We start from the raw sequence: 17,827 nt of genomic DNA on the forward strand, positions 1-17,827 counted from the left end.
GGTGACGCGCCTCGAGGCCTGGTCGGTCGACGGCATCGGCGAGATCGCCGCGGGCGACGACCTCGCGGCCATCGTGGGCGACGCCATCGCACCGCACGATCCCTCGGACGGCGACGTCGTCGTCGTGACGAGCAAGGTCGTGTCGAAGGCCGAGGGGCGCATGCGGCTCGCCGCCGATCGCGAGCAGGCCATCACCGACGAGACGGTGCGCGTCGTCGCGAGCCGCACCCACCCGGGCGGCGTCACGCGCATCGTGCAGGATCGCAACGGCTTCGTCATGGCCGCCGCGGGCGTCGACGCCTCGAACACCCCCGACGGCACGATCCTGCTGCTGCCGGTCGACGCCGACGCCTCGGCGCTCGCGATCGCGACGGCGCTGCGCGCGCGCTTCGGCGTCGCGCTCGGCGTCGTCGTCACCGACACGTTCGGACGACCGTGGCGCGCCGGGCAGACGGACGTCGCCATCGGCGCCGCCGGCATCCGGGTCATCGAGCCGCTCGCCGGCAGCGTCGACACGCACGGTCGCCCGCTCGTCGTGAGCGCCGCGGCGATCGCCGACGAGATCGCGTCGACCGCCGAGCTCGTCGCGGGCAAGACGAGCGGACGCCCCGTCACGATCGTGCGCGGCCTCGCCCGGCACGTGCGCGGCCTCGACGAGCCGGGGGCGCGACGACTCGTGCGCGACGCCGAGAGCGACATGTTCCGGCTCGGGTCGGCGGAGGCGCACGCGGAGGGGTTCGCGGCAGGGCTCGCGGCGGGGCGCGCCGAGTCGACGGCCGACGGCGCGATCCGCACGGCGCCCGGCACCGAATCCCCACAGGGGCCCGTGGCAGACTCGGCCGCCCAGGGGGTGTGATGACCGACTTCGCAGACGCCGTCGAGGGTGCCGTCGGCACCGTGATCGACGGCAAGCCCGAGGAGATCCGCACCGTGCTGACGGTGCTGCTCGCCGAGGGCCACATCCTCCTCGAGGACGTCCCCGGCGTCGGCAAGACGCAGCTCGCGCGCGCGTTCGCCGCGGCGATCGGCGGCAGCGTCCACCGCATCCAGTTCACGCCCGACCTGCTGCCGAGCGACATCACGGGCGTGTCGATCTACGACCAGCGCGCCGGCCGCTTCGAGTTCACGCCCGGTCCCGTCTTCTCGAACGTCGTCATCGCCGACGAGATCAACCGTGCGAGCCCGAAGACGCAGTCGGCGCTGCTCGAGTGCATGGAGGAGGGGCAGGTCACCGTCGACGGCGTGACGCACGAGCTGCCCAGGCCGTTCATGGTCATCGCGACGCAGAACCCCATCGACATGGATGGCACGTACGCGCTGCCCGAGGCGCAGCGCGACCGGTTCATGGTGCGGCTCCAGCTCGGCTACCCCGACGAGTCCGCCGAGCTGCGCATGGTGCAGGCCCGCAAGACGCACACGCCCCTCGCGGACCTCGACACCGTCGTCTCGAGCGACGCGTTCCTGCACGAGGTCGACGCCGCGCACGCCGTGCGCGCGCACGAGCTCGTCGAGCAGTACGCCGTGCGGCTCGTGCGGGCGACGCGCGAGCAGCAGGTCGTGCGCGTCGGGGCGAGCCCGCGCGCGACGCTGCAGCTGCTGCGCGCCGCGAAGGCGCGCGCGTACCTCGAGGGTCGCGACTGGCTCTCGCCCGACGACGTGAAGCTGCTCGCTCGCCGCGTGCTGCCGCACCGCATCCTGCTGCACGACCAGGCGGCCACGATCGACGACGCCCTCCGCGTCGTCGACCGCGTGCTCGACACGACGCCGGCGCCCAGGGCGCGCTGATGCGGCTGCGGCCCACCGTGCGCGGCCTCGCGCTCGCGTGCGCCGCGGCGGGCCTCGGCGTCGCCGCCTACTGGACGCTGCAGGGCGCGCTGCTCGTGCCGGCCGTGCTCGCGGGCGGCGTCGTCGTCGCAGGGCTCGTGCTCCTGCTCGTCGCGCCCCCGGGCCGCGACGTCGCGTGGCATCCGCCGTCGATCGCCGTCGAGGGCGTCGACCTCGACGTGCCCGTGCGGCTGCCCGAGGCGTACGGACAGGGATGGTGGCGCGCGCAGACCTCGCTCGACCCCGTCTCGTTCGCATGGGATCGCCTCGACGGCGCCGAGACGGTGCTGCGCGTCCACGCGCCGCACCGCGGCGTCCACCGGCTCGGGCCCGTGCGCGTGCGCCGTCGCGATCCGCTCGGCGCCTGGCTGTCGACGCGCAGGCTCGCGTCGCCGGGCGAGCTCGTCGTCGGCCCGCGCGTCGTGCCGCTCGCCGCGACGGCCGTGCTCGGCCACGGCATCGATGCCGCGACGAGCCGCGTCGGGCAGGGCGACCTCGTCGACCAGATCGTGCGCGGCTACCGGCCCGGCGATCCCGTGCGCCGCATCCACTGGCGCCAGACGGCGCGGCACGGCGACCTCATGGTGCGCCAGGAGCAGCCGCCTGCCACGCCGCGGGTCGTCGTGGTGCTCGACACGCTCGCGGACGGATGGCGCGACGACGACGAGTTCGACGAGGGCGTGCGCGCCTTCGCGTCGCTGTGCCTCGCGGTCGCCGGTCAGGGCCTGCAGATCGACGTGCTCGAGACGGGGGCGGCGCAGCTCGACGAGACGAGCCTGCGCGGTCGCGTCGGCCTGCTCGACGCATGCGCGCGCCTCGAGACGCGCCACCTGGCGGGCGAGCCGCGCATCGACGGGCCCGCGCTCGTCGTCGCGGGCCGCGGCAGCGGCGTGCTGCGACGCGTCGTCGCGGGCCTCGCCCCGGGGTCGACGGTCTGGAGCGTGACGGACGACGAGCGCTCCGTGCCGCGCCTCGTGCGGCACATGCGGTGGTCGGGCGGGCATCCGCACGAGGTCCGGAGGTCGCGATGACGTCCGCACCGGCGATGGCGCCCCCGATCGACCCGCACGTCGACCCGCCGCCGCGCGCGCGGCGCGCGGGCGTCGGTCGGATCTGGCTGCACGGCGCGCTCGTCGCCGGTGGCGTGCCGCTGTCGCTCGCACCCCTGCTCACGGTGCTCGACGGCGGGTGGCAGACGGTCGCCGTCGCGTTCGCCGTCGTGCTCGCGACCGTGCTCGTGCTCGCCCGCCTGCTCGGGGCGCGCTGGTTCGCCTGGCTGCCCGCCGTCGTCCTGGCGGTGCCGTGGCTCACGGTCGCGACGGCTCCCGCCGAGGCGTGGCTCGGCGTCGTGCCGACGCGCGAGTCGCTCGCCGCGTCCGGCGCCGCCCTCCTCGACGGCGTCACGCAGATCCTCTACGCGCCCGAGGTGCCCTTCGCCGCGACCTTCGAGGTCGTGGCGATCGTGCTCCTCGCCGTGCTGCTGCTCGTGCTGCTCGTCGACGGCATGCTCGCGCTCGGCGCGCCCGCGCTCGCCGCGGCACCCCTGCTCCTCCCGGTGGTCGTGCCCATGGCCTTCCGGCTCGAGGTCGACCCCGTCTCGCTCGCGCCGATCGCGGCCGCGATGGTCGCGGTGCTCGTGCTCGGGCAGGCCGGGCGCGTGCGCGGACGCGCCGTCATGGCCGGCGTGCTCGTCGCGATCGCGGCGGTCGCGGCACCCGCGGTGCTGCCGAGCCCGCGCGACGCGGACATCGCATGGCCCGGCTGGCTCGAGGGCGCGACGACGGGCGTCGGCGCCGCGTCGGGACCGCCGATGCTCTCGACGGGCATCGACCTCGCCGCCGACCTGCAGCGCGGCGCGCCCGTGCGCATCTTCGACTACGCGCCGAGCGACGGCCTGCCCACGCGCATGCGGCTGACGGCGCTGCAGGGCATCGGCCCGCAGGGCTTCGTGGAGGAGCGGGGCGAGCTCACGACGTCGTTCGCCGACCTCGGCGCCGTCGGACCGGGCACGCCGATCACGACCCAGGTCACGCTCGGCCGCGCCTTCATCGGCAACGTGCCGATCCCCGTGCAGGCGACGTCGACGGGCGACTTCTCGGGCACGTGGCGCTGGGATCCGGCGTCGCAGTCGATCGGCTTCACCGATCCCGACCGCATCGTGTCGCTCAACGACCAGGCGTACAGGGTCGCGAGCCTGCGGCCGACGCCCATCGAGCCGGGGGTCTCGCCGAGCGCGACCGGAGCGCAGGACGCGGTCGAGGTGCCGGAGGACGCCGCCTTCTTCGCCGACCTCGCCGCGGAGATCGTCGACGAGGACGCCGCACCGATCGACCGCGCGCGGCAGCTCGAGGGCTACCTCACCGACGACTCGTGGGAGTACTCCGAGCGCGTGCCGCTCGACGGCTTCGGCACGACCGAGGGCGGCCAGTGGTCGGCGCTCGAGTCGTTCATGGGCGCGAGGTCGGGCTACTGCGTGCACTACGCATCGTCGATGGCGATCCTCGCGCGCGCCGCCGGCATCCCCGCGCGCGTGTCGATCGGCTTCCTGCCGGGCACGGATCCGGAGGCAGACGGCACGTTCACCGTGACGACGAACGACATGCACGCATGGGCCGAGCTGTGGTTCGACGGCTACGGGTGGGTGCCGTTCGACACGACGCCGGCGATCGCGACCGGCGGCACGGTCGCCTCCGCCGACGACGGGGACGAGGCCGGCGCCACCGAGCAGCCCACGCTGCCCTCGCCGACGGCCGCGGCGCCCTCCGCGAGCCCGGACGCGTCGGCGACGCCGAGCGCGTCGCCGTCGACCGAGCCCGGCGCGGCCCCGACGGCGTCGGGCGCGCCCGGCGCGGGGGAGGGCGTGCGCTGGGATCGCGTGCTGCCGCCCGTGCTCGCGGGGCTCGCGCTCGTGCTCGTCGTGCTCGCCCCGGCGCTCGTGCGCGCGCTGCTGCGGCGGCGGAGGCTCGCCGAGGGCGCCGGCGGTGCGCTCTGGGAGGTGCAGGCGTCGCTCGCCGACGCGGGCAGGCGCCTGCAGACGTCGCACACGCCCGGCGAGATCGCGGCTGCCGTCGGCGCGCTGCCGCTGCGGGAGCGCGAGCGACGGGCGCTCGACCGGCTGCGCGACGCGGCCGAGCGCGAGCGCTTCGCCGGCGAGGCGTCCACGTCGCACGCCGCGGACGCGCGAGCGGTGCTCGCCGGCATCCGGCGCTCGATCCCGCGCCGACAGCGCACCCTGCGCCTGCTGGTGCCGCCGAGCCTCGTGCGCGTGTGGCAGCCGCAGCACCACGACGAGGGCGTCGACGCCCTGCGCTGACGCCGCGCGTCGGGGTGCGCGCGGCTCAGCGGGCTCGGCGCGATCCGAGGGCGTCGACGACCTCGCCGGCGGCGGACAGCGCTGCCACGCCGACGGCCATCGCGACGCGCGGACGACGCACGCCGCGGCGCACGAGGCCGCGCTCGATCGCCTGGTCGAGCGCCACGCTCGCCTCCCACAGCGCGAGCGACGTCGCGGCGACGCCGGCGACCGCGCCGGCGGCGATCGCCATGCGTCGCGCATCCGGCCGCTCGCCGAGCCTGCGCCGCGCGACGCCGGCCATGATCGCCGTCGGCACGACCGTCAGCGCGGCGCCCAGGCCGCGCTGCGCACCCTGCGACATGCGCCCGATCGGCACGAGCGTGATGGCGCCGGAGGCGGCGACGGAGGCGGAGGCGGTGAGCAGGCGCTGGGGAGTGGGCATCGTGCCAGCGTGCCAGGCGACCTCATGCGTCACCCGTGCGAGCGGTGGATGCGCCAGCCGGGTCAGGGCAGCGCGACCGTCACGGCGAGTCGACCCGTGAGCGGATCGGGCCCCACGTGGGCGCGCACGTCGTAGACGCTGGCGATACGCTCGGCCGTCAGCACCTCGGCCACGGGCCCGGACGCGGCGAGCCTGCCGTCGGCCAGCAGCGCGACGTGGTCGGCCCAGCCGGCGAGGGTGAGGTCGTGCAGCGCGGCGACGACCGTGACGCCGTCGTCGGCGAGCGTCCGCAGCAGGGCGATCGTCTCGAGCGACGCTCGCACGTCGAGGTGGTTCGTCGGCTCGTCGAGCACGAGGATGCGCGGCTGCTGCGCGAGCGCCGCCGCGAGCCGCACGCGCTGCCGCTCGCCGCCCGACAGCGACGCGAACGACCGCTCCGCCCAGGCGTCGGCGCCGGCGCGACGCAGCGCTTCCGTCGCGACGACCCGGTCCTCGCGGCTCGTCGCACCCAGGAGGCCCTGATGCGGCATGCGACCGAGCATCGCGACCTCGAGGCACGTGAGCGCGAGCTCGCTCGCCGCCTCCTGCTCGACGACCGCGATCCGCCGAGCGCGCTCGCGGCGGCCCAGCGCGTGCAGGTCGGCGCCGTCGAGCAGGACCGTGCCGTGCGTGGGGCGCTCGACGCCCGAGAGCTGGCGCAGCAGCGTCGACTTGCCCGAGCCGTTCGGCCCGACGAGCGCCGTGAGCCCCGTGCCGGGCACGACGACGTCGATGCCGTGGAGGATGCGGGTGCTGCCGTCGACGTCGACGACGATGCCGCGCGCCTCGAGCGTCACGTCTCGACCCGCCTGCGCAGCAGGATCGCCGCGAACGCCGGCGCCCCCACGAGCGCCGTCACGATGCCGACCGGCAGCTCGCGCGGCTCGAAGGCCGTGCGCGCGATCGTGTCGGCCACCAGCAGGACGATGCCGCCGGCGAGCGCCGACAGGGGCAGCAGCGCCCGGTGCCCGGGCCCGGTGAGCAGCCGCACGGCATGCGGCACGATGAGCCCGACGAAGCCGATGGCGCCGGACACCGACACGAGGATGCCCGTGAGCAGCGCCGTCGCCGCGAGCAGCAGCAGTCGCGTGCGGCCGGGGTGGATGCCGAGCGACGCCGCGTGCCGGTCGCCGAACGCGAACGCGTCGAGCCTGCGGGCGACGAGCACGATGGGCACGACGATCGCGACGAGGCCGATCCACGTGAGCGCGACGGCCTCCCACCTGGCGGCGGCGAGCGTGCCGAGCAGCCAGCCGAGGATCTCGCGATACGAGTCGCCCGTGACGGTCCAGAAGATGATGAGGCTCGTGATCGCGCCGAGCATCGACGACACCGCAAGGCCTGCGAGCACCGTGCGCGTCGGGGTCACCTGGCCGATGCCGGTCGCGAGCCCGACGGTGAGCGCGAGCGCGAGCGCTGCGCCGCCGAAGGCCGCGATGGGGAGCGGGATGGCGACGCCGAGCAGCAGGGCGCACACGGCGCCGAGCGACGCGCCGCTCGACAGCCCGAGGAGGTAGGGGTCGGCGAGCGGGTTGCGGGTGACCGACTGCATGACGGCCCCGCACACGGCGAGCCCCGCGCCGACGGCGATCGCCGTGAGCACGCGCGGCACGCGGCGCTGCCACACGATGCCGTCCTCGATGGGGGTCAGCACGGGCTGCCCGATGCCGAGGTGCGCGCCGATCGTCGCCCAGACGTCGCCGAACGAGAGGTCGGCGGCGCCCAGCACGACGGCGAGGGTCGCGAGCAGCGGGGTCGCGACGGCGAGCGCGATCGCGCCGATCGCGATCCGTCGTCGCCTCGCCGCCATCATGCGCGTCGCCGCCTCGTCAGAGGGCGATCTCGGAGACCTGCAGCGCGACCGACGCCGCGGCCTCGGCCGTGCGGACGCCCGCCTCCGACGCCGCGAACGGCACGATGACGTAGCGGCGCTCCTGCACGGCGGTGAGCTGCGACAGCGTGGGGTCGGCCTCGAGGTACGCGATCTTGTTCGCGGCGGTGTTCCAGTCGCTGTCGACGATCACGAGCACGTCGGGGTCGGCGGCGAGCACCGACTCCCAGCCGTAGGGCGACCAGCCGCCCTCGAGGTCGTCGGCGATGTTCGTGAGCCCCGCGGTGTCCATGATGAGCTCGGGCGCACCCTGGCCGGCGCCGACGTAGGGCGTCTCGGTGCCGGACGACCACCACAGCGCCGTGAGGTCGCGGTCGTCGGGCGCGATGTCCGCGAGCATCTCCTCCTGGTCGGCGAGGACGCCCGAGGCGTCGACGTCGAAGATGTCGGCGATCTGCTCGACCTCGGCGGCGATGTCGTCGAACGTGACCTCGGTGGGGGCGTCGGCGCTCATGCAGGCGGTGGGCCACACGTAGGTGGCGACGCCGAGCTCGGCGAGCTCGGCGCGCGTGCCGACGGCGTCGGCGGCGAACGCCGACTCCCAGCCGGAGAAGATGAGGTCGGGCTCGAGCGCGAGCACCGACTCCGCGCCGGGCATGCGCTCGTCGATGACGGGCAGCGGCTCGTCGACGTCGAGGCCGTCGGGCAGCGGGCCGTCCTGGAAGGCGGTGCCGACGATGCGGTCGGCGAGCCCGAGGGCGATGAGCGCCTCGGTCGTGGAGGACTTGATCGTGACGACGCGCTCGGGCGGCGTCTCGAACGCGGCGTCGACGCCGCAGTTCGTCACGGAGGTCGCGGCGTCGGCGGAGGCCGGGGGCGCGTCGGACGACGGGGCTGCGGGGGCGTCGCTGGAGGAGCACCCGGCGAGGGCGAGGGCGGCGACGAGGGCGACGGCGGGGATGGAGCGGCGCATCGGGAGACCTTCCGGGCATGCTGGCGCGAACTGGAGGAACGGGTTCGCGCGCGGAGATGGTGCCCGGCGCATCCGTCAGCCTAGCCGCGCACGGCGGCGCCCTGCACCACGCGCCGCGGCGGTCGGCGGATCAGCCGATCAGGTCGTCGACGCGGTCGTCGATGCCCTGCTCGACGTCGCGGACCCGCTCCCACAGCGGCGTGCCGTCCTCGCGCTCGCCCTGCAGGAAGAGGATGCGGCCGCTAGCGTCGTCGGCGAGCCCCTGCTCGGCCAGGAACGACTCGTACCCGCCGAGCACGTCGCCGTCGCGGGCGACGATCTCGAACGCCGCCGCGAGCTGGATGCCGGTCGCCAGCGACGCCTGGTCGAGCCGCTCGTCGTCGTCGAGCCACCAGGCGTCGTCGTTCGACCGCGCAGCCCCGAGGATGCGGCCGACGGCATCGACGAGCTCGGCGGATGCGACGGATGCCTCGGCGTCGGCGACGAGCGCCATGAGCACGCCCGCCCGCAGCTCGCGCACGTCGTCGGCGGCGTCGCCGGCGCCGATGGGGGGCAGCGCCTCGGCGACGACGTGCTCGAGCCGGGCGTCGTCGGTCGCCTCGAGCACGCACGCGGCACCCGCCCACGTCGACAGCAGTGCACGCTGACGGTCGGGCGTCCACGACGCGGCATCCGCCACGTCGACGCCCTCGCGCTCGGCGCACGCGACGAAGGGCGGCGCATCCGCGATCGCGCCGATCCCCGTCGCCGGTCGCGTCGCCCACCAGCCGACGCCGACGCCGGCGAGCACGAGCGCGAGCACGGCGCCGACGGCGACGAGGATGCGGGTGCGCTGGCGCATGCCGACGAGCATGCACCGCGCTGCTGGACGCGCGCCGCGCACCGCCCAGCCCGGGATCACGCCGTCGACAGCGGTGCAGGCCGCCGTCGCTGCGGCGACGAGCGTCGTCGCCCATCGCGAGCGCGATGGGGCGACGTCGCCCCAACGTGCCAGCGCCGCCCGCTGCCTGCAGGAGCGCGTTCGATCACGAGCGCCTCGCGGTGCACCTCGTGGTGATGGAACGCGCACAGCAGCATCCCGTTGTCGACGTCGGTCGGGCCATCGAGGCTCCACGGCGTGACGTGGTGCGCCTCGCACCATCCAGGTGGCGCGCTGCATCCCGGTGCTCGGCAGCCGCGGTCGCGAGCGGCGATCGCGCGGCGCTGCGCGGGCGAGAACAGCCTTCGCGCACGGCCGAGGCGGAGGGGCTCGCCGTCGTCGTCTCCGACGAGCACGGGGTGCACGAGGCCGTCGCACACGATGCGCGCGACGAGGGCGGCGGTCGCCGGTGCGCCGGAGCGCTGCACGTGCGCACGATCGGCAGGGCGCACGGCGCGGCCCTCGAGATCGGCGAGGGTCGTCGTCACGACGAGCGTGGGCGCACCGCCGCCGGTGCGCGGCGCGGTGGTCGCGGCGTGGGAGGCCACGATCGAGACGAGGGCGTCGATGCGGCGCTGCTCGATGGATCGGCCGTCGCACGCGGCCTCGTCTCCATCGGGCTCGCTGCCATCGTCTGCGCAGTCGACGCGCACCCGGCGGGGCGCGACATGGGCGTCGAGGGCGGTCTGCAGCACCTCGCCCTGCTCGGGCGTGCACAGCATGCGAGCCACGAGCATGCCGTCGCGTCGAGACGAGAAGGAGAGCGAGCGCAGCTCGCGCTGCCGCTCCTCGCTCGGCTCGGCGCCGTCGGGATCGAGGAAGTCGACCCACGTGGCGACCTGGCAGCGCAGCAGCGCCGGCGGGACCGGCGTCTCGCCGCCGGCACCGGTGGCCGCGGCGACGAGCTCGGACTCGGCGCGCTCGAGGTCGCAGGCCGCGACCCTGCCGCCCGTCGCTGCGAGCCCTGCGACGATCTGCTCGGCCTGCGAGACCGTGATGGTCGCGGCGCCGAGCGCCGCGGCGACGTGCGGCCGCGCCACCGGGATCGATGCGCCCGTCAGCGACGCGCGGGCGCGGGTCGCCTCCGCGACCTCGCAGATCGACCGCGCCTCGCCGCGGCGCATCCCGAGCCGGTGCTCGACCGCCTCGACGAGCGATCGGTGCCCGCCTGCACGCACGAGGGACTCGGCGACGGGCACGCGCTCGCAGCGCGCCGCGGCCTCGCCGACGACCTCGACGATCGCCGCATCGATCGAGCGCCGCCGGGCGGCGAGCTCGTCGAGGGCCGCGAGCATCTCCGCATCGAGCAGCGACGACGTCGCCAGCGAGTCGTCGACGAGCGCGTCGACGACCGCCGTCTCGGTCGTCTCCTGCTCCGCTCGCATGCCACGACGATACCGCGCATTCGAACGTACGTTCGAACGCGGTCGGGCCTGTGGAGAACGCGCGACGCGCATCCGAAGATCACGATCGGGTCCGTCACCCTGGCGTAACACCGGGGAAACGTCGGAGGATCAGAGTTCACGCAACGGAGCGGAGCCCAGGATGACCATCGTCACGGCAGCGATCACCCAGACCACGTGGACGGGCGACAAGGAGTCCATGCTGGATCGCCACGAGGCGTTCCAACGGGAGGCGGCCGCGCAGGGCGCCCAGGTCATCTGCTTCCAGGAGCTCTTCTACGGGCCGTACTTCGGCATCACGCAGGACAAGAGGTACTACCGCTACGCCGAGCCCGTCGACGGACCGATCGTGCAGCGCTTCGCCGCGCTCGCGAAGGAGCTCGGCATGGTGTCGATCCTGCCGATCTACGAGGAGGAGCAGACGGGCGTCTACTACAACACGACCGTCGTCGTCGACGCCGACGGCTCGATCCTCGGCACGTACCGCAAGCACCACCTGCCGCACCTCGACCGGTTCTGGGAGAAGTTCTACTTCCGGCCCGGCAACCAGGGCTACCCCGTCTTCGACACCGCCGTCGGCAAGGTCGGCACGTACATCTGCTACGACCGCCACTTCCCCGAGGGGTGGCGCGAGCTGGGCCTGAACGGCGCCCACATGGTCTTCAACCCCAACGCGACGAAGCCCGGCCTGTCGAACCGCCTGTGGGAGGTCGAGGGGCCCGCCGCCGCCGTCGCCAACGGCTACTTCGTGCTGCAGCCCAACCGCGTCGGCCGCGAGGACAACGAGTACGGCGACCTCGCCGTCGACTTCTACGGCACGAGCCAGGTCATCGACCCGCGGGGGAACTTCGTCGGCGAGAAGGGCTCGAGCGAGCACGAGGAGCTGCTCGTGCGCGACCTCGACCTCGACCTCGTGCAGCAGATGCGCGACGACTGGCAGTTCTACCGCGACCGTCGGCCCGACTCGTACGCTGCGATCGCGAAGCCGTGAGGGGGAGCGCATGAGCACCACCCTCATCACCGGCGGCACCGTCGTCTCCTCCACGGGGCGCGTCCTCGCCGACGTGCTCGTCGACGGCGAGACCATCCGCGCCGTGCTCGAGCCGGGCTCGACCCTGCTCGGCCACGACCTGACGGGCTCCGTCGATCGCGTGATCGATGCGACCGGGCGCTACGTCATCCCCGGCGGCATCGACGCCCACACCCACATGCAGCTGCCCTTCGGCGGCACGTTCGCGTCCGACACGTTCGAGACCGGCACGCGCGCGGCGGCCTGGGGCGGCACGACGACGATCGTCGACTTCGCGGTGCAGAAGACGGGCGAGCGCCTGCAGGACGGGCTCGCCGCCTGGCACGAGCTCGCCGCCGGCGAGTGCGCCGTCGACTACGGCTTCCACCAGATCGTCGGCGGCGTCGACGACGACTCCCTGAGGGCCATGCGGGGCCTCGTCGACGAGGGCATCTCGAGCTTCAAGCTCTTCATGGCCTACCCGGGCGTCTTCTACTCGGACGACGCGCAGATCCTCAAGGCCATGCAGGTGTCGGCCGAGACCGGCCTCATGACGATGATGCACGCCGAGAACGGCCCGGCGATCGACGTCATCGCCGAGCAGCTCGTCGCGCAGGGGAGGCAGGGACCGTACTTCCACGGCATCGCCCGCGCCTGGCAGATGGAGGAGGAGGCGACGCACCGCGCGATCATGCTCGCCAACTACGCCGGCGCGCCCCTCTACGTCGTGCACGTGAGCGCGAAGCAGGCCGTGCAGCAGCTCGCGTGGGCGCGCGACCAGGGCCAGCAGGTCTTCGGCGAGACGTGCCCGCAGTACCTGTACCTGTCGCTCGAGGAGCAGCTCGGTGCCACGAGCGCCGAGTGGGGCGAGCTCGAGGGCGCGAAGTGGGTGTGCTCGACGCCGCTGCGCAGCCGCGAGGAGGGGCATCAGGACCACATGTGGCAGGCGCTGCGCACGAACGACATCCAGATGGTCTCCACCGACCACTGCCCGTTCTGCATGAAGGACCAGAAGGAGCTCGGACGCGGCGACTTCCGCGCGATCCCCAACGGGATCGGCTCGATCGAGCACCGCATGGACCTCATGTACCAGGGCGTCGTGACCGGCAGGATCACGCTCGAGCGCTGGGTCGAGCTCACGTCGACCACGCCGGCGCGCATGTTCGGCATGCACGGCCGCAAGGGCGTCATCCAGCCCGGCGCCGACGCCGACATCGTGCTCTACGACCCGAACGGCCACACCTCGATCGGCCTGGAGAAGACCCACCACATGAACATGGACCACTCGGCGTGGGAGGGCTACGAGATCGACGGCCACGTCGACACCGTCATGGCACGCGGCAAGGTCATCGTCGACGACGGCGCCTACCTCGGCGCCAAGGGCGACGGGCGCTTCGTCAAGCGCGGCCTGTCGCAGTACCTGGCCTGATCCATGGACTTCGGCGCAGTCTTCCAGACCAACCCGCCCTCGGCGCGGGTCGTGCAGCTCTCGCAGCTCGCGGAGGCCCACGGCTTCAGCCACGTGTGGACCTTCGACAGCCACCTGCTGTGGCAGGAGCCGTACGTGCTCCACTCGGCGATCCTCGGTGCGACCCGCAGGATCACCGTCGGGCCCTTCGTCACGAACCCCGCGACGCGCGACTGGACCGTGACGGCGAGCGTCTTCGCGACGCTCAACGAGATGTACGGCAACCGCACGGTCTGCGGCATCGGCCGCGGCGACTCGGCGGTGCGCGTCACGAACGGCGCACCCACGACGCTCGCGACGCTGCGCGAGGCCGTGCACGTCATCCGCGAGCTCGGATCGTCGCGCTCGGTCGAGCACAGGGGCGCCACGCTGCGGTTCCCGTGGTCGCGCGGCTCGGAGCTCGAGGTGTGGGTCGCGGCGTACGGGCCGAAGGCGCTGCAGCTCGCCGGCGAGGTCGCCGACGGCTTCATCCTGCAGCTCGCCGACGTCGACGTCGCCCGCTGGATGATCGAGACCGTGCGGGATGCGGCGGCGAACGTGGGCCGCGACCCCGACGACGTGACGATCTGCGTCGCCGCCCCCGCGTACGTCGGCGACGACCTGCAGCACCAACGGGAGCAGTCGCGCTGGTTCGGCGGCATGGTCGGCAACCACGTGGCCGACATCGTCGCCCGCTACGGCGACTCGGGCGCCGTGCCGCAGGTGCTCACCGACTACATCGCCGGGCGCACGGGCTACGACTACAACAGCCACGGCAAGGCGGGCAACGACCACGTCGACTTCGTGCCCGACGAGATCGTCGACCGCTTCTGCCTGCTGGGGCCCGTCGAGGCGCACGTCGCGAAGCTGCGCGAGCTCGCCGACCTCGGCGTCGACCAGTTCGCCGCCTACGTCATGCACGACGACAAGGAGGAGACCCTCCGGCAGTACGGCGAGCACGTCATCCCGGCGCTCGCCGAGCACGTCGCGGCGAAGTCGTGACGCGCCCGCGCCTCGCGTCGCTGCGACCGCTGCTCCTCGGTCTCGTCGGCGTGCTGGCGCTCGCGGTGCTGTGGGAGGCGTACAAGGCGATCGGGCCGGCGGAGGGCTGGAGCGTCGGCGACGTCTCGGTGCTGCCGCGCACGACCGACCTCGCGATGCCGCACGTGTGGGACATGCTCGGCCGTGCGTTCGCGCCCGTGCGGAACGGCTCCGACGAGCTCGTCCTGCAGGCGGTGCTCGCCGCGTGCCTCACGTCGGCGGCGACCGCGATCGTCGGCCTCCTCGTCGGCGCGATCGTCGGGTTCGGCCTCGCGCTCGTCATGCAGGCGCTGCCGATCGCGCAGGCGGCGATGCTGCCGTGGCTCATCCTCAGCCAGACGGTGCCGCTCATCGCGCTCGCACCCATCGTGGTGTCGTGGGGCGGTCGCATCGACGGGTGGGAGCGATGGATGAGCGTCGCCGTCATCGCCTCCTACCTCGCGTTCTTCCCCGTCGCCGTCGGCGCGCTGCGCGGCCTGCAGTCGCCCACGGCGGCGCAGGTCGACCTGCTGCGCTCGCAGGGCGCCTCGTGGTGGGCGACGCTGCGGCACCTGCGGCTGCCGTCGGCCGTGCCCTACCTGCTGAGCGCGCTGCGGCTCGCCGCGGCGGCCGCGATCGTCGGCGCCGTCGTCGCCGAGGTCTCGACGGGCTCGCGCGGCGGCATCGGCAGGCTCATCGTCGAGTACGCGCAGGCGGGCTCGTCGGATCCGGCACGCGGCTGGGCGCCCATCTTCGGCGCCGTGCTCATGGGACTCGCCGTCGCGGGCCTCGTGACCCTCGCGGGGCTCGCGCTCTCGCGCTATCGACGGCTGGAGGCCGCATGAACGCCGTGGAGGTGCGAGGGGCGACGAAGGTCTTCTCGACGCGCAGGGCCGAGGTGCGGGCGCTCGACGCCGTCGACCTCACGGTCGCCGACGGCGAGTTCGTCTCGCTCATCGGCCCGTCCGGATGCGGCAAGTCGACGCTGCTGCGGCTCATCGCCGACCTCGATGCGCCGACGGCTGGCGAGGTCGACGTGTTCGGCATGGCGGCACGGAAGGCACGGCTCGAGCACGCGTACGGCATCGCCTTCCAGCAGTCGGGGCTGCTGCCGTGGCGCACCGTCCGGCAGAACGTCGAGCTGCCGCTGCAGCTGCACGGCACGGCCGCCGCGGCTCGGCGAGCGCGATCGACCGAGCTGCTCGACCTCGTCGGCCTCGCCGAGTTCGCCGAGCAGCACCCGGACCAGCTCTCCGGCGGCATGCAGCAGCGCGTCGCCATCGCGCGCGCCCTCGCCGAGCATCCGCGGCTGCTGCTCATGGACGAGCCGTTCGGCGCCCTCGACGAGATGACGCGCGAGCGCCTCCAGGGCGAGCTGCGCCGCATCGTGGGCGAGACCGGCGCCGCCGTCGTGTTCGTGACCCACTCGATCCCCGAGGCCGTCTACCTGTCGGACCGCGTCGTCGTCATGAGCCCGAGGCCCGGGCGCATCACCGACGTCGTCGACGTGGAGCGTCGGGCGATGGACGGCGCGGACGACATCCGCGAGGCCGACGCGTTCTTCGCGTCCGTCACAGCCGTGCGCGAGGCGCTGCACGGCCGCGAGGGCGCCGCGCCGGGCGCGCGAGGGGTCGAGACGCGATGACGACGACGGTGCGGGTGCTGGCGCCGATCGCGCTGGGGCTCGTGCTGCTCGCCGTGTGGGAGGGCGCCGTCGCGCTGCTCGACATCCCGCCGTACCTGCTGCCCGCGCCCTCGGCGATCGGCGCGCAGGTCGCGATCATCCTGCCCGGCCTCGTCGCGGCCGGGCTCGCGACCGGCACGAACGCGTTCGTCGGCCTCGTGGGCGGCGCGGTGCTCGCCATCGCGATGGCGGCGCTCGCGTCGCGCATCCGCTGGCTGCAGTCGATCGTCGAGCCGCTCGTCGCGGCGATCGCCGTCGTGCCCATCGTGGCGCTCGCGCCCGTGCTCGGCACGATGCTCGGCGCCGCGAGCGAGACGCCGAGGCAGGTCGTCGTCGGCATCGCCGCGTTCGTGCCGATCTTCGTCAACACGCTGCGCGGCCTGCGCCGCTCCGACCCCGTGCACCGCGACCTCCTGCGTGCGAACGGCGCCTCCGGCTGGCAGATCACGTGGCACCTCACGCTGCCGGGCGCGCTGCCGTACGTCTTCACGGGCCTCAACGTCGCGTCGTCCCTCGCGGTGATCTCCGCCGTCGTCGCCGAGTACTTCGGCGGCCTCCAGAACGGGCTCGGATCGCGCATCGCCTCCGCCGCCGCCCAATCCGGCTACGCCCGCGCGTGGAGCTACGTGCTCGCCGCCGTCGTCCTCGGCCTGCTCTTCTACGTCGCCACCCTGCTGCTCGAGCGATCCCGCCGCCGAGCAGCCAGCACCTGAGAGGGGAACACCATGCACCGCACACCCAGAAGGATCGGCCTCGCGGCCGCCGCCACCGCCACCGCCCTCGTCCTCGGCGCCTGCTCGGCAGGCGGGGGCGGCGACGTGCCGCAGGAGGGGGAGGACGGGCTCACGCCCGTCACCCTCCAGCTGCAGTGGTTCGCGCAGGGCCAGTTCGCCGGCTACTACGCCGCCGTCGACCAGGGCTTCTACGAGGACCTCGGCCTCGACGTGACGATCGTCGAGGGCGGCGCGGACATCGTGCCGCAGACCGTGCTCGCCGACGGCCAGGCCGACTTCGCGATCGCGTGGGTGCCCAAGGCGCTCGCGAGCATCGAGGCGGGCGCCGGCATCACGAACGTCGCCCAGATCTTCGAGCGCTCGGGCACGCTGCAGGTGTCGTTCGCGGATGCCGGCATCGACTCGGTCGAGGACCTCGAGGGCGCGAACGTGGGCTCGTGGGGCTTCGGCAACGAGTTCGAGCTGTTCGCGGGCCTCGGCGAGGGCGGCCTCGACCCCATGTCCGACGTCACGCTCGTGCAGCAGGCGTTCGACATGTCGGGCCTGCTCTCGGGCGACATCGACGCCGCGCAGGCGATGGTCTACAACGAGTACGCCCAGCTGCTCGAGACGGTGGATCCCGCCACGGGCGAGCTCTACACCGAGGACGACTTCACCGTGCTCGACTGGAACGAGGTCGGCACCGCGATGCTGCAGGACGCCATCTGGGCGAACACGGAGCAGCTCGAGGACGAGTCCTTCCAGGACACGACGACCGCCTTCATCCAGGCGTCGATCCTCGGCTGGATCTACGCGCGCGACAACCCGGAGGAGGCGGCGCAGATCGTCGTCGACGCCGGCAGCCAGCTCGGCGCCTCGCACCAGCTGTGGATGGTCAACGAGGTCAACGGCCTCATCTGGCCCTCGACGTCCGGCATCGGCTCGATCGACGAGGACGCGTGGGCGCAGACCGTCGACATCTCGATGAGCACGCCCAACCAGGACGGCTCGACCGTCATCACGACCGACCCGCCGGACACCGCCTACGACACGACGTACGTCGAGGCGGCGCTCGCGAACCTCGAGGAGGACGGCGTCGACGTCACGGGCGAGGGCTACGCGCCCCTCGAGGTCGAGCTCGCGGAGGGCGGCCAGTAGGCCCCGCGAGCCCGCGCATGACCTAGCGTGGGAGGGCGGGGGAGACCCCGCCCCTCCCGGCGCACCCGCC

Annotated in this window: 17 protein-coding genes; 11 read left to right on the forward strand and 6 right to left on the reverse strand. The window is 74.0% G+C overall.

Annotated elements, in window-relative coordinates:
• Position 1: 1 nt before the first annotated feature.
• Genes cofE through ABD249_RS10110 form a run of 4 tightly spaced genes read left to right on the forward strand, consistent with a single transcriptional unit; the run spans position 2 to position 5,137 of the window.
• Complete coding sequence (cofE, locus tag ABD249_RS10095; RefSeq protein WP_344343132.1) at positions 2-856, forward strand: coenzyme F420-0:L-glutamate ligase; 855 nt, start codon at positions 2-4, stop codon at positions 854-856.
• Entirely contained in the window at positions 856-1,785 is a 930-nt protein-coding gene (locus ABD249_RS10100) for an AAA family ATPase (RefSeq protein ID WP_344343134.1), read from the forward strand. The genes cofE and ABD249_RS10100 overlap by 1 nt, the downstream gene beginning before the upstream one ends.
• Positions 1,785-2,855 (forward strand): DUF58 domain-containing protein, encoded by a 1,071-nt coding sequence (locus ABD249_RS10105; RefSeq protein WP_344343136.1) that lies wholly within the window; start codon positions 1,785-1,787, stop codon positions 2,853-2,855. The genes ABD249_RS10100 and ABD249_RS10105 overlap by 1 nt, the downstream gene beginning before the upstream one ends.
• Positions 2,852-5,137: a transglutaminaseTgpA domain-containing protein gene (locus tag ABD249_RS10110; protein ID WP_344343138.1), complete on the forward strand. Its 2,286-nt coding sequence runs from the start codon at positions 2,852-2,854 to the stop codon at positions 5,135-5,137. Before ABD249_RS10105 ends, ABD249_RS10110 begins: the two co-directional genes overlap by 4 nt.
• 25 nt (positions 5,138-5,162) lie before the next feature.
• Here the strand turns inward: ABD249_RS10110 and ABD249_RS10115 are convergent, their stop codons facing one another.
• The 6 genes from ABD249_RS10115 to ABD249_RS10140 form a co-directional block, all read right to left on the reverse strand.
• Positions 5,163-5,561 carry a hypothetical protein gene (locus ABD249_RS10115; protein WP_344343140.1) on the reverse strand — a complete coding sequence of 133 codons (399 nt, stop codon included), beginning with the start codon at positions 5,559-5,561 and terminating at the stop codon, positions 5,163-5,165.
• A gap of 62 nt (positions 5,562-5,623) precedes the next feature.
• Positions 5,624-6,397 (reverse strand): ABC transporter ATP-binding protein, encoded by a 774-nt coding sequence (locus tag ABD249_RS10120; RefSeq protein WP_344343142.1) that lies wholly within the window; start codon positions 6,395-6,397, stop codon positions 5,624-5,626.
• Complete coding sequence (locus ABD249_RS10125; protein ID WP_425546316.1) at positions 6,394-7,413, reverse strand: putative F420-0 ABC transporter permease subunit; 1,020 nt, start codon at positions 7,411-7,413, stop codon at positions 6,394-6,396. Before ABD249_RS10125 ends, ABD249_RS10120 begins: the two co-directional genes overlap by 4 nt.
• 16 nt (positions 7,414-7,429) lie before the next feature.
• Positions 7,430-8,404 (reverse strand): ABC transporter substrate-binding protein, encoded by a 975-nt coding sequence (locus tag ABD249_RS10130; RefSeq protein WP_344343144.1) that lies wholly within the window; start codon positions 8,402-8,404, stop codon positions 7,430-7,432.
• 130 nt (positions 8,405-8,534) lie between these two features.
• Positions 8,535-9,245: a hypothetical protein gene (locus ABD249_RS10135; protein WP_344343146.1), complete on the reverse strand. Its 711-nt coding sequence runs from the start codon at positions 9,243-9,245 to the stop codon at positions 8,535-8,537.
• Between the two features lie 56 nt (positions 9,246-9,301).
• A complete protein-coding gene (locus tag ABD249_RS10140; protein ID WP_344343148.1) occupies positions 9,302-10,708 on the reverse strand; it encodes an HNH endonuclease signature motif containing protein in 1,407 nt (468 codons plus the stop codon).
• A gap of 160 nt (positions 10,709-10,868) precedes the next feature.
• On the opposite strand from ABD249_RS10140, the gene ABD249_RS10145 reads away from it, so the two are divergent.
• Genes ABD249_RS10145 through ABD249_RS10175 form a run of 7 tightly spaced genes read left to right on the forward strand, consistent with a single transcriptional unit; the run spans position 10,869 to position 17,757 of the window.
• Complete coding sequence (locus ABD249_RS10145; protein WP_344343150.1) at positions 10,869-11,717, forward strand: nitrilase-related carbon-nitrogen hydrolase; 849 nt, start codon at positions 10,869-10,871, stop codon at positions 11,715-11,717.
• A gap of 10 nt (positions 11,718-11,727) precedes the next feature.
• Positions 11,728-13,164 carry a dihydropyrimidinase gene (gene hydA, locus ABD249_RS10150; protein WP_344343152.1) on the forward strand — a complete coding sequence of 479 codons (1,437 nt, stop codon included), beginning with the start codon at positions 11,728-11,730 and terminating at the stop codon, positions 13,162-13,164.
• 3 nt (positions 13,165-13,167) lie between these two features.
• Positions 13,168-14,184, forward strand: a complete 1,017-nt coding sequence (locus ABD249_RS10155; RefSeq protein ID WP_344343154.1) for a TIGR03842 family LLM class F420-dependent oxidoreductase — start codon at positions 13,168-13,170, stop codon at positions 14,182-14,184.
• Entirely contained in the window at positions 14,181-15,047 is an 867-nt protein-coding gene (locus tag ABD249_RS10160; RefSeq protein WP_344343156.1) for an ABC transporter permease, read from the forward strand. Before ABD249_RS10155 ends, ABD249_RS10160 begins: the two co-directional genes overlap by 4 nt.
• A complete protein-coding gene (locus tag ABD249_RS10165) occupies positions 15,044-15,847 on the forward strand; it encodes an ABC transporter ATP-binding protein (RefSeq protein WP_344343158.1) in 804 nt (267 codons plus the stop codon). Before ABD249_RS10160 ends, ABD249_RS10165 begins: the two co-directional genes overlap by 4 nt.
• The gene (locus ABD249_RS10170; RefSeq protein WP_344343160.1) at positions 15,844-16,599 is read left to right on the forward strand and encodes an ABC transporter permease; all 756 of its coding nucleotides are present in this window, start codon (positions 15,844-15,846) and stop codon (positions 16,597-16,599) included. The genes ABD249_RS10165 and ABD249_RS10170 overlap by 4 nt, the downstream gene beginning before the upstream one ends.
• A 12-nt stretch (positions 16,600-16,611) precedes the next feature.
• Positions 16,612-17,757: an ABC transporter substrate-binding protein gene (locus tag ABD249_RS10175; RefSeq protein WP_344343162.1), complete on the forward strand. Its 1,146-nt coding sequence runs from the start codon at positions 16,612-16,614 to the stop codon at positions 17,755-17,757.
• Positions 17,758-17,827: the final 70 nt, after the last annotated feature.

Source organism: Agrococcus versicolor (genome assembly GCF_039531815.1).
GTDB classification, from domain to species: Bacteria; Actinomycetota; Actinomycetes; order Actinomycetales; family Microbacteriaceae; genus Agrococcus; species Agrococcus versicolor.

Coding starts and splice junctions, on each gene's coding strand:
- ABD249_RS10100 (WP_344343134.1), top strand. CDS start 856: ATGACCGACTTCGCAGACGCCGTCGAGGGTGCCGTCGGCACCGTGATC.
- ABD249_RS10105 (WP_344343136.1), top strand. CDS start 1,785: ATGCGGCTGCGGCCCACCGTGCGCGGCCTCGCGCTCGCGTGCGCCGCG.
- ABD249_RS10110 (WP_344343138.1), top strand. CDS start 2,852: ATGACGTCCGCACCGGCGATGGCGCCCCCGATCGACCCGCACGTCGAC.
- ABD249_RS10115 (WP_344343140.1), bottom strand. CDS start 5,561: ATGCCCACTCCCCAGCGCCTGCTCACCGCCTCCGCCTCCGTCGCCGCC.
- ABD249_RS10125 (WP_425546316.1), bottom strand. CDS start 7,413: ATGATGGCGGCGAGGCGACGACGGATCGCGATCGGCGCGATCGCGCTC.
- ABD249_RS10130 (WP_344343144.1), bottom strand. CDS start 8,404: ATGCGCCGCTCCATCCCCGCCGTCGCCCTCGTCGCCGCCCTCGCCCTC.
- ABD249_RS10135 (WP_344343146.1), bottom strand. CDS start 9,245: ATGCGCCAGCGCACCCGCATCCTCGTCGCCGTCGGCGCCGTGCTCGCG.
- ABD249_RS10140 (WP_344343148.1), bottom strand. CDS start 10,708: ATGCGAGCGGAGCAGGAGACGACCGAGACGGCGGTCGTCGACGCGCTC.
- ABD249_RS10145 (WP_344343150.1), top strand. CDS start 10,869: ATGACCATCGTCACGGCAGCGATCACCCAGACCACGTGGACGGGCGAC.
- hydA (WP_344343152.1), top strand. CDS start 11,728: ATGAGCACCACCCTCATCACCGGCGGCACCGTCGTCTCCTCCACGGGG.
- ABD249_RS10155 (WP_344343154.1), top strand. CDS start 13,168: ATGGACTTCGGCGCAGTCTTCCAGACCAACCCGCCCTCGGCGCGGGTC.
- ABD249_RS10165 (WP_344343158.1), top strand. CDS start 15,044: ATGAACGCCGTGGAGGTGCGAGGGGCGACGAAGGTCTTCTCGACGCGC.
- ABD249_RS10170 (WP_344343160.1), top strand. CDS start 15,844: ATGACGACGACGGTGCGGGTGCTGGCGCCGATCGCGCTGGGGCTCGTG.
- ABD249_RS10175 (WP_344343162.1), top strand. CDS start 16,612: ATGCACCGCACACCCAGAAGGATCGGCCTCGCGGCCGCCGCCACCGCC.